At 64.0% G+C, this 15,336-nt stretch carries 10 protein-coding genes and 1 tRNA gene; 7 read left to right on the forward strand and 4 right to left on the reverse strand.

Going from position 1 to position 15,336, the window contains the following annotated elements:
• From glgX to treY, 4 genes are read left to right on the forward strand one after another with little or no spacing between them, the layout of a single operon-like run.
• Positions 1 to 2,106 carry a glycogen debranching protein GlgX gene (gene glgX / locus EPO50_RS26565; RefSeq protein WP_296349232.1) on the forward strand — a complete coding sequence of 702 codons (2,106 nt, stop codon included), beginning with the start codon at positions 1 to 3 and terminating at the stop codon, positions 2,104 to 2,106.
• A complete protein-coding gene (gene treZ / locus EPO50_RS26570; RefSeq protein WP_296349234.1) occupies positions 2,103 to 3,872 on the forward strand; it encodes a malto-oligosyltrehalose trehalohydrolase in 1,770 nt (589 codons plus the stop codon). Before glgX ends, treZ begins: the two co-directional genes overlap by 4 nt.
• Entirely contained in the window at positions 3,869 to 5,914 is a 2,046-nt protein-coding gene (gene malQ / locus EPO50_RS26575) for a 4-alpha-glucanotransferase (RefSeq protein WP_296349237.1), read from the forward strand. Before treZ ends, malQ begins: the two co-directional genes overlap by 4 nt.
• The gene (gene treY / locus EPO50_RS26580; protein WP_296349239.1) at positions 5,911 to 8,424 is read left to right on the forward strand and encodes a malto-oligosyltrehalose synthase; all 2,514 of its coding nucleotides are present in this window, start codon (positions 5,911 to 5,913) and stop codon (positions 8,422 to 8,424) included. Before malQ ends, treY begins: the two co-directional genes overlap by 4 nt.
• 229 nt (positions 8,425 to 8,653) lie before the next feature.
• Here the strand turns inward: treY and EPO50_RS26585 are convergent.
• Both EPO50_RS26585 and EPO50_RS26590 read right to left on the reverse strand, forming a co-directional pair.
• Positions 8,654 to 8,740 (reverse strand) — tRNA-Leu (locus EPO50_RS26585).
• Between the two features lie 15 nt (positions 8,741 to 8,755).
• Positions 8,756 to 9,889: an FAD-binding oxidoreductase gene (locus tag EPO50_RS26590; protein WP_296349241.1), complete on the reverse strand. Its 1,134-nt coding sequence runs from the start codon at positions 9,887 to 9,889 to the stop codon at positions 8,756 to 8,758.
• Between the two features lie 64 nt (positions 9,890 to 9,953).
• Between EPO50_RS26590 and EPO50_RS26595 the strand changes: the two genes are divergently transcribed.
• Genes EPO50_RS26595 through EPO50_RS26605 form a run of 3 tightly spaced genes read left to right on the forward strand, consistent with a single transcriptional unit; the run spans position 9,954 to position 13,560 of the window.
• Positions 9,954 to 11,474 carry an AMP-binding protein gene (locus tag EPO50_RS26595; RefSeq protein WP_296349243.1) on the forward strand — a complete coding sequence of 507 codons (1,521 nt, stop codon included), beginning with the start codon at positions 9,954 to 9,956 and terminating at the stop codon, positions 11,472 to 11,474.
• Positions 11,475 to 11,504: 30 nt separating this feature from the next.
• Positions 11,505 to 12,161, forward strand: coding sequence for a dienelactone hydrolase family protein (locus EPO50_RS26600; protein ID WP_296349245.1), 657 nt, complete (start codon positions 11,505 to 11,507; stop codon positions 12,159 to 12,161).
• A gap of 19 nt (positions 12,162 to 12,180) precedes the next feature.
• Complete coding sequence (locus EPO50_RS26605) at positions 12,181 to 13,560, forward strand: MFS transporter (protein WP_296349247.1); 1,380 nt, start codon at positions 12,181 to 12,183, stop codon at positions 13,558 to 13,560.
• Here the strand turns inward: EPO50_RS26605 and EPO50_RS26610 are convergent.
• The gene (locus EPO50_RS26610) at positions 13,529 to 14,278 is read right to left on the reverse strand and encodes a class I SAM-dependent methyltransferase (protein WP_296349249.1); all 750 of its coding nucleotides are present in this window, start codon (positions 14,276 to 14,278) and stop codon (positions 13,529 to 13,531) included. The two genes, EPO50_RS26605 and EPO50_RS26610, sit on opposite strands and share 32 nt — an antisense overlap.
• A gap of 14 nt (positions 14,279 to 14,292) precedes the next feature.
• Positions 14,293 to 15,246 (reverse strand): tripartite tricarboxylate transporter substrate binding protein, encoded by a 954-nt coding sequence (locus EPO50_RS26615; RefSeq protein ID WP_296349251.1) that lies wholly within the window; start codon positions 15,244 to 15,246, stop codon positions 14,293 to 14,295.
• Positions 15,247 to 15,336: the final 90 nt, after the last annotated feature.

Below are 15,336 nucleotides of genomic sequence, written 5' to 3' on the forward strand. Positions count from 1 at the left end.
ATGGCGACGTCACCCTGGCCCAATCGACTCCTGACCGGCTCACCGAACCCGCTGGGCGCGACCTGGGATGGGCTTGGGACGAACTTCGCCGTTTTTTCCGCGCACGCGACGCGGCTCGAGCTTTGCCTCTTCGATCCCTCGGGGCGGCGCGAGATCGCGCGCTTCGACTTGCCGGAGTGCACCGACGAGGTCTGGCATGGCTACCTGCCCAATGCGCGCGCCGGCCTGATCTACGGTTACCGGGCGCATGGGCCCTACGATCCGCAGGCAGGACATCGCTTCAATCCGCACAAGCTTTTGCTCGATCCCTATGCCCGCCGCCTCACCGGCGAGTGGCGTAATGCCGACGCTCTCTACGGCTACCGCATCAACTCGCCGCGTGCCGACCTCTCCTTTGACCGCCGCGACAGCGCGCCTGGCGTAATGAAGGCCGTAGTCGCGGACGAAAGCTTCAACTGGGCGGATGATCGCCCACCCGCCATCCCATGGTCGGACACGGTGATCTACGAAGCGCACGTACGTGGTCTCAGCATGCGGCGGAGTGACCTGCAAACTAACGAGCGGGGTACCTTCGCAGCGGTCGGTGATCCTGTCTTCATTTCCCATCTCCGCAGGCTGGGTGTCACGACGCTCGAATTGTTACCGATACATGCCTTCGTGCAGGATCGCCCCCTGCTGCAAAAGGGACTGCGCAACTATTGGGGCTACAACACGATCGGCTTTTTCGCCCCGGAACCAAGATACCTGTCCGATGGTACCCTCGATGAACTGCGCATAGCGGTCCGTCGCCTGCACGCCGTTGGCATCGAAGTCATTCTCGATGTCGTCTACAATCACACCGCCGAGGGGAGCGAACTAGGTCCCACGCTTTCGTTCCGGGGCCTCGACAATGCCAGCTACTATCGGCTGGTTGCCGACAATCCCCGCCACTGCGTCAATGATACGGGTACGGGCAATACGCTGAACCTTTCAACGCCGCGCGTCCTGCAGATGGTGATGGACTCGCTGCGCTACTGGGTGACGGCGTTTCATGTCGACGGTTTCCGCTTCGATCTCGGCGTTACGCTGGGACGAGAGAGTTATGGCTTCGACCCGTGTTCGGGCTTCTTTGATGCCATACGGCAGGATCCTGTGTTGCAACGAGTCAAGCTGATATCGGAACCTTGGGATATCGGCCCGGGGGGGTATCAGCTTGGCAATCATCCGCCAGGATTCTCGGAATGGAACGACCGGTTTCGTGACGGTGTGCGGCGTTACTGGCGCGGCGACCCCGGGCAACGCGCAGACTTTGCCGCACGTCTCGCTGGTTCGAGTGACTTCTTCGATCGCCGCTGGCGGCGACCCTGGTCGTCCATCAACTACGTTGCCTCGCATGACGGCTTCACGTTGGCTGACACGGTGAGCTACGCCGAGCGTCATAACGAGGCGAATGGCGAAGACAACAACGACGGTCACGGCGAGAATTACTCGGCCAACTGGGGAGAGGAGGGAACGACCACCGATCCCGTCATTCTCGACACCCGCCAGCGCGTGCAGCGAGCGCTGCTTGCCACGCTGTTTCTTGCCCAAGGGACGCCAATGCTGTTGGGCGGCGATGAGTTCGGTCGCACGCAGGATGGCAATAACAACGCCTACTGCCAGGACAACGAGATCTCGTGGATCGATTGGGATTTGCTGGATCAACGCGAGGGCCAGGCGCTCACGGCGTTTGTCGCTCGTATCGTGGCGTTGCGTCACCGACATGCTGTGCTGCGTTCACCCTATTTCCTGCATGGGCTCGAGGAGCCAGCGGAAGGTATCCGTGACATAGCCTGGTTCGATGCCTCGGGTGAGGTGATCTCGAGCGATTCCTGGAACAATGCCGAAGAGCGGACGCTCGTGCTGCGGCGCGCTCGTCGGGACGACGATGGATCGGTAACCATCCTTTCTGTGCTCTTCAATGCCACCGCGGAGAAACATCGGTTCCGTCTACCGCCACCCCGCTGGGCGACCCGGATCGTTCTCGATAGCGCTGCGCCCGAAGCGCCGGAGCGCGATCTCGACGGCGAAGAGATTTCGGTAGCTCCTCGTAGTCTGGTGCTGGCCCTTGCGATGAGGGCCGGATGAGTGGCCGATTTGCCCGCGATCTGCCGTTCGGGGCGTCACTCCTCGCGCCGAACCTGACACTCTTTCGCTTTTGGGCACCGGCGCAACAGCATGTTGCCGTTGAGATCGAGGGTCACTCGCCAGTACCCATGCGCGCTGTCGGTCGAGGATGGTTCGAAGCCGATGCGCCTTGCGGAGCTGGTGCTTGCTATCGTTATCGGCTGGAGAATGGCCTGACCGTACCCGATCCAGCCTCGCGCGCGCAGGCCGACGATGTTCATGGGCCGAGCCTCGTTGTGGATCCACGCGCCTACCAATGGCGGCAACCGACATGGCGGGGACGCAAGTGGCAGGAGACTGTCCTTTACGAACTTCATGTCGGCGCCTATGGCGGTTTCGCCGGCGTTCAAGCAGCGCTGCCGGTGCTGGCTCGGCTCGGTGTCACTGCAGTCGAGCTGATGCCGGTCAACGATTTTCCCGGTTCTCGCAACTGGGGCTATGACGGCGCGCTGCCTTTTGCACCGGACTCTAGCTATGGTTCGCCCGACGAACTGAAGGCGCTGGTCGATGCTGCCCATGCCGCAGGCCTGATGATGTTCCTCGACGTCGTCTACAATCACTTTGGACCCGACGGGAACTATCTCGCCGCCTATGCGCCAGAGTTCTTTCGGGACGATATTGCCACGCCCTGGGGTGCCGCCATCGATTTTCGTCGCCCGGAAGTCCGTCGTTACTTCACCGAGAACGCGCTCTACTGGCTGCATGAGTATCGCTTCGACGGCCTGCGATTCGATGCCGTACATGCGATCTCAGAGGCAGACTGGCTGGATGAGATGGCAGCCGAGGTTCGGCGTTCGATCGAGCCGGGCCGCCATGTCCATCTTGTCCTGGAGCACGACGGCAATGTCGCCGATCATCTTCGCCATGACTTCGATGCGCAGTGGAACGATGACGCTCATCACGTCCTGCACGTTCTATTGACGGGCGAGAGCGACGGCTATTACGCCGACTACGCCGACGATCCGGCGTGTCGGTTGGCGCGGTGCCTCTCGGAGGGCTTCGTCTATCAGGGCGACGTCTCGAACTACCGCAAGGGCGTACGACGCGGCACATCGAGCGCCGATCTCCCGCCGACATCCTTCGTACTGTTCCTGCAGAATCACGATCAGATCGGCAACCGGCCATTCGGTGACCGGCTTCGTACACAGGCCGATCCACATGCGCTCGATGCAGCCATTGCCCTGCAGCTCCTCTGCCCGCAGATCCCCCTGATTTTCATGGGTGAGGAGAGGGGCAGTGCTTCGCCATTTCTCTATTTCACGGATCACAGCGGCGACCTGGCTGCCGCAGTGCGGGAGGGCCGGCGGCGAGAGTTCGCAGGATTCACGGGCTTTGCGGCAGGAGAAAGTGCTTCTTCCATTCCAGATCCGAACGCGCTGGCGACCTTCGAGATCAGCGTTCCTGCGCCTGATCCGGTCCGTGGTGAACAAGTCCGCGACCTTTATGCCAGGTTGCTGTCACTGCGCGCGAAGATCCTGATACCGCGACTTGAAGGAGCGCGCGCCCTCGATGCGATGCCCTGCGGTCCCGCTGCCGTCGTGGCGCGCTGGCGACTGGGCGACGGCACCGTGCTCACCATTGCGACCAACCTCGGGCGCGAGACTTGTACGCTCGCACCGCCGCGTGGCCAGCTGATCTTCGCGACGAACGAGGGCGCGGCTGCTGGTGCTCAGCATGGCACATTGGACGCCGCGACGACGGTCGTCTTCGTCGATGGGGCGGTATGAGCGACGTCGCCCTCCTCGATCTCGCGCGCGCCGCAGGCGTCGTCGATGAGTGGGTTGACGTGGAGGGGCATCACCGACGGGTCGGTATCGATTCGCTGCGGCACATTCTCGAGGCCTTGGGTTTTCTCAACGCCACTCCCTCGGACCTCGCTGAGAGCCTGCATCGACTGTCCCAGGAAGCGGAGCGCCTGCCGCGCTTGATCACGCTGCGCGTGGATACGCGGCTTGCTCTGCCGGCGAAGTTTGTACAGGTGGACGAGGTTGCCGAGCTTGTTGACGAGACGGGGGGCGTGCAGTCGCTGCGGTTCGTGAACCGTCGCGAGCGCGCCTTTGGCCCCATTATGGATCGCAGCGGGTACTACCGGCTGCGTCTTGCCTCGGGTGAAGTGACGGTCGCCGTGGCACCACCTTGCGCTGTGACGCTGGCGGACCGGGCGGCGGGTCGTCCGATGTGGGGTGTTGCCGCGCAGATCTACAGCCTGCATCGACCAGGAGATGGCGGTGTGGGCGATGCGACGGCCGTTCGCCAGCTCGCGGAGTCTGCGGCACAGCACGGTGCCGACGCAGTGGCGCTCAGCCCCGTCCACAGTCTCTTCTCGGCCGATCCCGCGCGTTATGGTCCTTATTCGCCGTCGAGCCGACTGTTCCTCAATCCCTTGTTCGGTGATCCGGTGGATCTGTTCGGCGCAGAGCGCGTCGCGCGATTCCTTTCCCCAACGACGTCGGATACCCAAGCCGCATCGTTGGTCGATTGGTCGCAAGTGGCCGGCGCCAAGCTTGCCCTCCTGCGGAGTCTCTTCGAAGATTTTCGCGACCGCGACCTTGCCGCAGACACTTCTCTGGCGCGAGATTTCACTGCATTCGTGCAAAACGGGGGCGCCTCCTTGCGCGAGCATGCCCTTTTCGAAGCGTTGCATGCCCACTGGCAGACCCGATCATCGGGGGCGTGGAGTGAGTGGCCTGAGGGATGGCGGCACCCCTTCGATCGCGAGGTCGTTGCCTTCGCTGAGAAGGAGGCGGAGACGATACGTTTTCACCAGTTCCTGCAGTGGCTGGCGGCCCGATCCTTTTCGGTGACGCAGGAGGCCGCGCGCGCCGCTGGTATGCGCATTGGTCTGATCGCTGACCTGGCGATTGGCATGGATCGTAACGGCAGCCATGCCTGGGCTCGGCAGGACGACATTTTGCTCGGCCTCACCGTCGGTGCGCCGCCTGATGCCTTCAATCCGCGCGGACAGGATTGGGGACTTGCCGGTTTCTCGCCGCAGGCGTTGCGTGCAAATGGCTTCGAGCCGTTTCTCGCGACCCTGCGCGCCTGCCTGAGATACTCAGGTGGCGTCCGCATCGACCACGTGATGGGGCTGCTGCGGCTTTGGCTGGTGCCGCAGGGGGCCATGCCATCTGAAGGTGCCTACCTGAGTTATCCCTTCGAGGATCTGCTGCGGCTGGTTGCGCTCGAGTCCCATCGCCATGGTGCTGTCGTGATCGGCGAGGATCTGGGTACGGTGCCACAGGGTTTTCGCGCGCGCATGCGCCGCGCCGGCATTGCCGGGATGGATGTCTTGTGGTTCCAGCGCTCCCGTTCTGGCTTCCGTTCGCCCCAAAGCTGGCGGCCCGACGCAGTGGCCATGACGACAACCCATGACCTCCCGACAGCGGCCGGTTGGTGGAGCGGCGCAGACATTGCCGTCCGGCGTGACCTTGGCCTTGCCGCAGACGATGAAGAGGCACGGCGCGAAGTGGATCGGGGCCGTCTTTGGCAGAGCTTTGCCCGAGCGGGCGTCGCTGGCCGCACGCCACCACCACCTGGTGATACGGCACCTGCCGTGGATGCCGCGCTGGCCTTCGTCGCTCGCTCGCCGTCCCCGCTGATGATCGCTCCCCTCGAGGACCTGCTGGGGCTAGCCGATCAGCCCAATCTGCCAGGCACGATCGACGAACACCCCAACTGGCGTCGACGTCTCAATCTACCCGCTGCCACGCTCTTCGAGTCGCCAGACGTGCGTCGCCGTATCGATCTGATTGCGGCCGGACGCAGATGATTGGGCCCGCACAGGTCGTTCCGCGTGCGACCTACAGGTTGCAGTTCCATGCCGACTTCACTTTCGCCGATGCCGAACGGCTGGTGCCGTATTTCGCCGAGCTGGGTGTCAGCCATCTCTATGCCTCGCCCATAACCGTTGCGCGCCGAGGGTCGATGCACGGTTACGACGTCGTGGATCCGACACGCATCAATCCCGAGCTTGGCGGCGAGGAGCGGTTTGTTGCGTTGGCTGCCACGGCACGTGCGGCAGGGCTTGGCCTGGTGATCGACATCGTGCCCAATCATATGGCGGCCGATCTTTCCAATCCCTGGTGGCACGACGTTCTCGCACGGGGACCGAACAGCCCGTACGCAGGCTTCTTCGATATCGACTGGGATACCGCTGATCCCGAATTGCGCGGCAAGGTCCTGTTGCCGATGTTGGGCCGCCCACTGTCGGAAATCCTCACCGCAGGCGAGATAACGTGTACTGCCGCGGAGCTTCGCTACTTTGAGCATCGCTTTCCCTTGGCAGCAGGTACTGAGGCGGGCCCGCTGGCGGAGGTACTGCAGCGACAGCACTACCGGTTGGCCTATTGGCGTACCGCCAGCGACAGTATCAACTGGCGGCGATTCTTCGACATAAACGAGCTTGTATGTCTGCGCATGGAAGAGCCGGCCGCATTCGAGGCCGTGCATGCGTTGCCGCTGCAGCTCTACGCAGAAGGTTTGGTCGACGGGCTGCGCATCGATCACGTCGACGGCCTCAGAGATCCGGCTGCCTATTGCCGTGCTTTACGCGAGCGGCTGGACGATCTGGGCAGCGCCTATCAACGGCCGGGTGCCTGGTTGGTGGTCGAGAAGATTCTATTGGGCGATGAAACCCTGCCGAGGGATTGGGCTTGTGATGGCACAACCGGCTACGATTTCATGAACGATGTGAGCGCGCTCCAGCACGCGGGGGATGGCGAAGCGGTGCTCGCCGCCGCCTGGTCTCTTCTTAGTGGACGTCCCGCGCGTTTCGCGCTTGAGGAACTCAATGCTCGTCGCGCTATTGTGGCACGTAGTTTCTCCGCTCAACTCGACGCCTGCGCCCGCTTGTTTCAGGCACAACTGGGTGTCGACACACCGTTGCCCGCGCTACGTCGAGTGCTGACAGAACTCCTGACCCACTTTCCTGTCTATCGCACCTACGGTACGACCGAAGGGTTGGCGCCAAGCGATCTCGCCCTGCTGCGTCACACGGCCGAGGCGGCGGCGCGTACTTGTTATGCTACGGACCGATGGGTGCTCGAAGCACTGCTGGGTCTCTTTTCCCGCAAGCGGCCTGCACAGGCCCTGGCACGACTGCAGCAGCTCAGTGCGCCTATCGCGGCCAAGGCCGTCGAGGACACTGCCTTCTACCGCTACGGCCGGTTGCTCTCGCGCAACGATGTCGGCTTCGATGCGGCGACCTTCGCCCTGGCGCCTGAAGCCTTTCATGCTCGCGTCGAGGCGCGGCAGGTGTCGTTTCCGCAAGCGCTGCTTGCCACAGCCACCCACGACCATAAGCGCGGTGAGGATGTGCGCGCCCGGCTGGCAGTGTTAAGTGAAGTGCCGGAGCAGTGGACGCGCCTTCAACGGCGCTGGGTCGAGGCGATGGCGCCCTTCTGTGGATCATTCTCGCCGGGTGACAGGGCAATGCTGCTGCAGACCTTAGTTGGCGCCTGGCCATTCGATCTCGCAACGGATGACAGGCCGGGGTGCGCCGCCTTCGCCACTCGATTGCAAGCCTGGCAGCAGAAGGCGCTACGCGAAGCCAAGCTTCATAGCGACTGGGCTGCCATTGACGAAGCCTATGAAGCCGCTGCTCATGACACGATCGAACGCTTGATCGTCCATCGCGTTTCTCCCGGCCTCCTCGACGAGATCGTACGCTTCGCACATTGCATCGCACCCGCCGGCGCGGTGAACGGCCTCGCGCAGTGTTTGCTGAAGCTGACCCTCCCCGGCGTCCCCGACATCTACCAGGGGACCGAACTATGGGATCAGAGTCTTGTCGATCCCGACAATCGCCGCCCGGTCGACTTCGACCGCCGCCGCACGCCCGACCGCCGCAAGCTTGTCGATCTGGCTCGCGATTGGCGTGATGGCCGTCTCAAACAGAGGCTCATGACGCGTGCTCTGGAGCTGCGCCGACGGGCTCCGCGTCTCTTTGCCCGAGGCGCGTACCAACCGGTGCGCATCGAAGGTAATTGGGCCGGCTCGGTGCTGGCTTTCGTACGCATGCTGGAGAATGAGTGGCTGTTGGTCGTGGTCCCGCGCCTGCCGCTTGGCCTGCTGGGGGAAGGCGACACTATCGCCTTGTCTGCCGGTGCGTGGAAAGGCACGACCCTCCACCTCGACGACCTGCCGCCCTCATCTTTGCTGTACGACTGGCTGGGTGGCGGCCCCGTCGAGCTGTTGCATCGCGACGTCAAGCCGGACCTCCTTTGTGGCACCTTGCCCATAGCCCTGGTTTCGACGGTGGGGCCACCTACTACCTGTTGAAAACCTCCACTGGGATTTCGGCGATGCCGCGTGTAATTCCCTTGTAACTCGCGGCGGCGTGGAACGCAGACACGCAGCTCAACGCACGGGAGCCGGGGAGGGTCACCATGAGCGGGGGCACGCCCAGAGCGGATATCCGGATTGCAGCGGCCATGACCTCACGGTGCGTAGGTAGCCAAACATGGCCAGCCGGAGTGGCGACCGGCCCGCGAGCTACTTGTTATCGAGGTGGTACCCGCTGCCGGACTCGAACCGGCACGGCCTTGCGGCCTCAGGATTTTAAGTCCTGTATGTCTACCAATTCCATCAAGCGGGCATCGCGGGCGCGACCTTAGGCGGCGAACCTCGCCGGCGAAAGAGCCGCTTCGGTAACACCGAGTTCGGCGACGCTGGAGGGTAAGCCCTTGCCGAGTGCCAGGCTGCCAGCGAGTTGGCCGGCAGCGTAGCCAGTCTGGATACCGTAGCCGCCCTGGCCAGCCAACCAGAAGAAGCCCTCGATCTTGGGATCGTAGCCGGCGACGAGATTCTTGTCGGCGACGAAGCTCCTGAGCCCCGCCCATTTGTTCTTGATGCGGCGGATCTGCAGCGAGGTCGCCGTCTCGATGCGATCGACGGCAATGGCAATGTCGAGCTCTTCGGGCTGCGCATCGCAAGGCTCCGACGGCGTTTCGTCGGCCGGCGAGGCGAGGAACTGACCGACCTCGGGCTTGATGTACCAGGTCTCGTCGAAGTCGATGGCCATGGGCAGCTTCGTCAGATCGAGTCCCTGCGGCGCGTCGAAGGTGAAGGCCGTACGCCGCTTCGGGACCAGGCCGACTGGCTTGGCGCCGGCGAGACCGGCCACGACATCGGCCCAGGCACCCGAGGCGTTCACGATGTTGGCGGCATGGATCGTCTCGCCATCGCCGAGGCGGATCGCCCAGCGTGCGTCTTTGCGCTCGAGAGCTGCGACTTCGGCATTGAGCCGCAACACGCCACCAGCGGCGCGCGCACCCTTGAGGAAGCCGCCATGGATAGCGGCAACGTCCATGTCGTCGGCCTCGGGCTCGAAGATCGCGCCGCCGGCCACATGCTCGGGCTTGAACAGCGGCTGCACGTGCGAGGCTTCAGCGGGATCGAGCCAGCGTACGCTCGGCACCAGCCGTGCATAATCGGCGGCGGCTTTCTGCAATGCTTCCGTTTGTTCGACCCGGCCGGCGATCAGCGCGCCCCTCGGCGTGAGCAGCGGATGATCCGAGAAACCTTGTGGCGGCTGGCGATAGAAGTGGCCCGAGGCCACGGTGATGGCCCGGATTTCCGCGCTGCCATAGGTCTCCGAGTGAAGCGCCGCGGAACGGCCGGTCGTGTGATAAGCAGCAACATGCTCGCGCTCGAGAATGACCACTTTCGCATGGGGCGCGAGATGATAGGCGGCGGAAACCCCGGCGATGCCGGCGCCGATGATGGCGAAATCGAAATCCTGCATGCGGCGCACATTGCAAGGTTGCTGCCCTGCCTGCAATAGTCACGCGCCTGAGGATTGATCCCGCATGAATATCGCCCATTTGCTTCTGGGTTCCGCGCAGGAATTCCGCGACCTTCCCGCGTTGGCGCGGGGCACGACTCCCTACCTCACGTACCGTGACCTCTGGCGCAAGGTTTCGGTGATGAGCACGCATCTCACCGGCCGGTTCGGGCTGAAGCGCGGCGACCGCGTGGCGTTTGCCATGACCAATTGCGTGGAAGCGATCGAGGTCATGTACGCGGTCTGGCATGCCGGGCTTTGCGCGGTGCCGATGAACGCCAAGCTGCATGCTCGGGAGTTCGCTTTCATCCTGGAGAACTCGGGCGCCAGGATCTGCTTCGTGACGCCGGACCTGGCTGAGACGATTGCCGAGGCGGCCAAGGAGGCGCCGGACCTCAAGGAGATCGTGGACGTTACCACGCGCTCCTACACTTTCATGGAAGTTGGTGATCCCAGCCCCGTGGTGTCGACCGAACCGACCGATCCGGCCTGGCTGTTCTATACGTCGGGTACGACGGGGCGGCCCAAGGGGGCCACGCTCACGCATCGCAACCTTCTGGCGATGACGCTGAATTACTATGCCGATGCCGACCGCCCACCGCCCGGCGGCTCGATAGTGCATGCCGCGCCGATCAGCCACGGCTCGGGCCTTTGGAATTTCCCCATGGTTGGGCGTGGCTCGGTTCAGGTGTTTCCCGAGAGCGGCAAGTACGAAGTGCCCGAGACGGTCGAGCTGATGAACCGTTGGCCGGAGTGCAGCATCTTTCTCGCGCCCACGATGGTGAAGCGCCTGATCGAGCATGGCAGCGTCGCCGATCTCCAGCCGCAGGCGTTGAGGCTGATCACCTATGGCGGCGCGCCGATGTATGTCGCGGACCTCAAGCGCGCGCTCGACCTCCTGGGCAACAAGCTGATGCAGCTCTATGGCCAGGGCGAGAGCCCAATGACCATCACGCATCTCTCAAGGGAATATCACTGGGACCGCCAGCATCCGCGGTGGGAGCAACGGCTGGCGTCGGCCGGTCGCGCCGATTCCTGCATGGAGGTGAGGGTGGTCGACGAGGAGGGGCGTCAGCTTCCTGTCGGCGAGGTCGGTGAGATTATCTGCAAGGGCGATCCCGTGATGGCGGGGTATTGGAACAATCCCGAAGCGACGGCGCGATCGCTGCGCGACGGCTGGCTGTGGACCGGCGATGTCGGCGCCTTCGATGAAGAAGGTTTGCTGACGTTGAAGGACCGCTCCAAGGACATGATCATCTCCGGTGGTTCCAACATCTATCCGCGCGAGATCGAGGATGTCCTTAATCTCCATCCCGCCGTTGCCGAATGCTCTGTGGTTGGCCGGCCACATCCCGAATGGGGCGAGGAGGTCGTGGCCTTCGTCGTAAAGCGGGGAACGGCGTCGCTGGCACCGGGCGAACTCGACCAGCTCTGCCTCGACAATATTGCGCGCTTCAAGCGGCCGAAGGATTACAAGTTCGTGGAAGCTCTGCCGAAGAACAACTACGGCAAGATTCTCAAGACGGAACTGCGCAAGCTCCTTTAAGCTCTGCGCCTCTAGGAGGAGGAACGAGACATGGCGATGATCGACTTCAAGCGGCCCGACGGTTCGACCTGCAAGGGTTATCTGGCCGAGGCCGGCAAGGGTAAGCCCGGCATCGTCGTGATCCAGGAATGGTGGGGCCTCAACGACCAGATCTGCGGCGTCGCCGATCGTTTCGCGCGCGCCGGTTACAACGCGCTGGCGCCCGACCTCTACAAGGGCCGCGTGACGCAGAAGCCCGACGAGGCGAACCATATGATGAGCGGCCTCGACTTCGTCGGTGCCTCGGACCAGGACATCGCCGGAGCGGTCAAGCATCTGGCTGATCTCAGCGGCAAGGTCGGCGTGATGGGCTTCTGCATGGGTGGCGCGCTCACCATCGCGGCCTGTGCCCGCATCGGCGGCATCTCCTGCGGCGTGCCGTTCTATGGCATTCCGCCGGGACAGCTCGCCGATCCCGCCAAGATCAAGGTGCCGCTGCAGGGTCACTTCGCTAACAAGGACGATTGGTGCACGCCGGCCGCCGTCAATGACCTCGAGAAGGCGATGAAGGGCGCGGGCCAGAGCCCGGAGATCTTCCGCTACGACGCCGCGCACGCCTTCTCCAACGAGCGCAGCGAGGCCTACGACGTGAAATCGGCCAACGCCGCCTGGGAGCGCATGCTGGCCTTCCTGGGCAAGCATCTCTGATGAGGGGCGCGCGTCGCAAGTGACGCGCCCTCAACTCGGCCTCGTCATCGTCGGGCTCGGTGCGTCGCTGGCGCCGCTCGACATTGCCGTCAACGTCGCGCTGCCGGCGATCACCGGCCACTTCAAGCTCGCCCTGGGCGACGTGCAGTGGCTGGTGATCTGCTACGTGCTGGTCTACGGTTCGCTGATGCTGGTCGCCGGCAAATTGGGCGATCTGTTCGGCCATCGGCTGCTCTTTCGCATCGGCCTCCTCATCTCTGCCGTGGGTTGCGCGGCCTGCGCCGCGGCACCCGACTGGTCGCTGTTCCTGTGGGCGCGGGCCGGGCAGGGAGTGGGCACGGCACTGGCGCTCGCCTGCACACCGGCGCTCGCCACCTCGCTCTTTCCCGAAAGTCAGCGGACGAAGGCGCTGGCGGGGTTCGCCAGTGCCATGGCGCTGGCCGCAGCCGTCGGCCCTTTCCTGGGTGGCGTGTTGGTCGAGGTCTGGGGCTGGCCGGCCGTCTATTGGGTCCGCGTGCCCATTGCGCTCGCGACTTTGGCGCTCACCGGTCTCTTGCCGTCGCCGAAGCCGGATGCACGTCCATTCGACGCGTTGGGCGCCGTCTTGCTGGCCGCCTGCATGAGCACGCTGCTCCTGTCGTTGGTGCTGTCGCAGCGCCGCGAGGTGGCGGGTGCCTGGGCGCTCGGCCTTCTGGTGATCGCGCTGGTGCTGCTGGTTCTCTATGTGCGCCACGCGGACCGCGTCCCTGAGCCCATCATCCGGCCGGCGCTGTTCGCCGACGCGCGGTTTGCCGTTCCCAATGTGCTCAACGTGCTCGCCAATCTGGCGGGCTTCTCGATCCTGCTGCTGACGCCTTACTACCTGACGAATGTGCTGAAGCTGACGCCGTTGGGCAGCGGCATCGTGCTCGCTATGGCTTTTGGTGGCAGCCTGACCGGCGCGCCGCTGTCGGCCTTCCTTGTCCGCCGCATCGGTCAGCGCCCAACGGTCTTTGCTGGCGTGGCACTGGTCGGGTTGGGATTGCTGCCGTTGGGCTTCACCGGCATCGACACACCCGTGCTGTTGGTGGCGTCCCTGCTGGTGCTCGAAGGGATCGGGCAGGGTCTGCTTACGGTTGCCTATACGGACATCGTGACCGCGACCCTGCCGCCGCGCGACCGCGGTGTCGCTGGCAGTCTCTCACTGCTGACGCGAACGCTGGGCATCGTGGGAGGTGCTTCGGTCCTGACGGCGCTGCAGGCCCGCGGCGCCGAGGGATTTGCCGGCATGGCGGGCTTTCTGGCCGGCTACCGCTTCGCGTTCGTGACGGCGGGAGGAGGGTTGCTGGCAGCGTTGCTGCTGTCCTGCCTGTGGCCGCGAGTCTGGTCTAACCGGGCCGATGTGCCGCGAGCCCGGTGATCGGGCAATCACCCAGGAAGCTGCTCCAGTCTTCGCCCTCCGGCGAAACCGCTATGGGGTCGACGAAGCGAAAACCGGCCAGGCCGGCTTCGGCGAAGACCTCTTCGTAGGTTTGCGGTGCCAACCAGAAATTGTCGAAGCCGAAGCTCGTCCCATCCGGCTTGAAGAAGGAGTAGCGAACTTGGGCGCCTTCGCGCCGTGGTCGTTCGACGTCGCGCGCGAAGCCATAGGCTGCATAGGAACCGTAGCGGTCGAGCGATGTTCGCGGATTGTCGTTCATGCCGACGAGCCGTCCGCCGGGCTTCAGGTTGGCGTAGATCGCGCGGGCGAAGACCAGGAGCTGTGCGCGGGTCCGCGCATAGTTGAAGAGATAGCTCGCCAGGATGAGATCGAACGCGCCGACGGTGCCCAGATCGGCGGCATCGCCGACCCGATAGGAAATGCCGAGCGGTGCCTCTCGCTCGGTCTGCCGCGCCCGCTCGACCATGGCGCTCGACAGGTCGATGCCAAGGACCGAGGCCGCTCCGCGACGCGCCAGGGCGCGCGAATAGGTGCCGTCGCCGCAGGGAAGGTCGAGTACCGAGAGGCCCCGCACGTCGCCGGCCAGATGGAACAGGGTCGGCGCTTCGACGACAGTGCGAAAGGGGAGCTGTTTGGAGGCCGCATATTCGGCAGCGATATCGTCATACTCGGCATGTCGCAGCGGCTGGGATGGCATGGCGGGACCTTAGTTCAGGTGAGCTTGATGTTGCCCTTCTGGATGATGCTGCCGAACATCCGGCTCTCGCTGCCGATGCGAGCTCGGAAGTCGACGGGATTGAGATAGGTTACCCGCATCCCGCCATTGTGGGTCTTCTCGATGATGTCGGGTGCCCGCAGCGCCTCGGCAATCGCCTTGTCGAGCCGGGCCACGGCGTCGGGCGAGGTGCCGGCGGGAGCGAGGATGCCGAACCAGGAATCGCCACCCTCCTTGCCGTATCCCGTTTCCCGCAGGGTCGGTACGTCGGGAAAGTCGGGATGGCGCACCTCGGCCAGCATGGCCAGCGCTCTGAGCTTGCCGGCCTTGATATGCGGCAACGTCGTCTGGTCGAACTGCGCCTGGATTTCGCCGGCCAGCAGCGCGTTGGTCGCGGGTGCGCTGCCGCGATAGGGCACGTGGGTCATCTTGATGCCGGCCTCGAGGCAGAGCATCTCGCCAAACAGATGGGTGATGGTGGCGAGCCCGGCCGAACCGTAGTTGATCTTGCCGGGATTGGCCTGGGCGTAGGCCACGAACTCCGCGACGGTGTTGCCCGGCACCGAGGGATGAATGGCGAAGGCGCCCCACGAGGTCGTCATGCGCGACACCGGCACGATGTCCTTGTCCGGATCGAAGGGGATCGGCTGCAGGTAGCGCGTGATGCACACCATCGCCGTCGTGGTCGTCAGGAAGGTGTGATGGTCGACCGGTTGGTTCTTCACGAACTCCGCACCGATCATGCCCGAGGCACCGGCCTTGTTGTCAAACAGGATCGACTGGCCGAGGAGATGGGCCGCGCGTTCCATGACGATCCGGCTGGAGACATCCGACGGGCCACCGGGTGGATAAGGGATAACCAGGCGGAGTGGTTTGGTCGGCCATTGCTGGGCGATTGCCGGTGCGGCGAAGGCTGCCAGGGCAGAGGCCGTGAACGCTCGACGACGCATGAACGCTCCTTCTGATTTTTCTTTGGCCGATTTTTCGAGCCAAGCATTCCATGCGGGCTCGCGCACCGCCAGCGGCGTGTTAGGCTGCTC

Source organism: Reyranella sp. (assembly GCF_004297405.1).
GTDB lineage: Bacteria > Pseudomonadota > Alphaproteobacteria > Reyranellales > Reyranellaceae > Reyranella.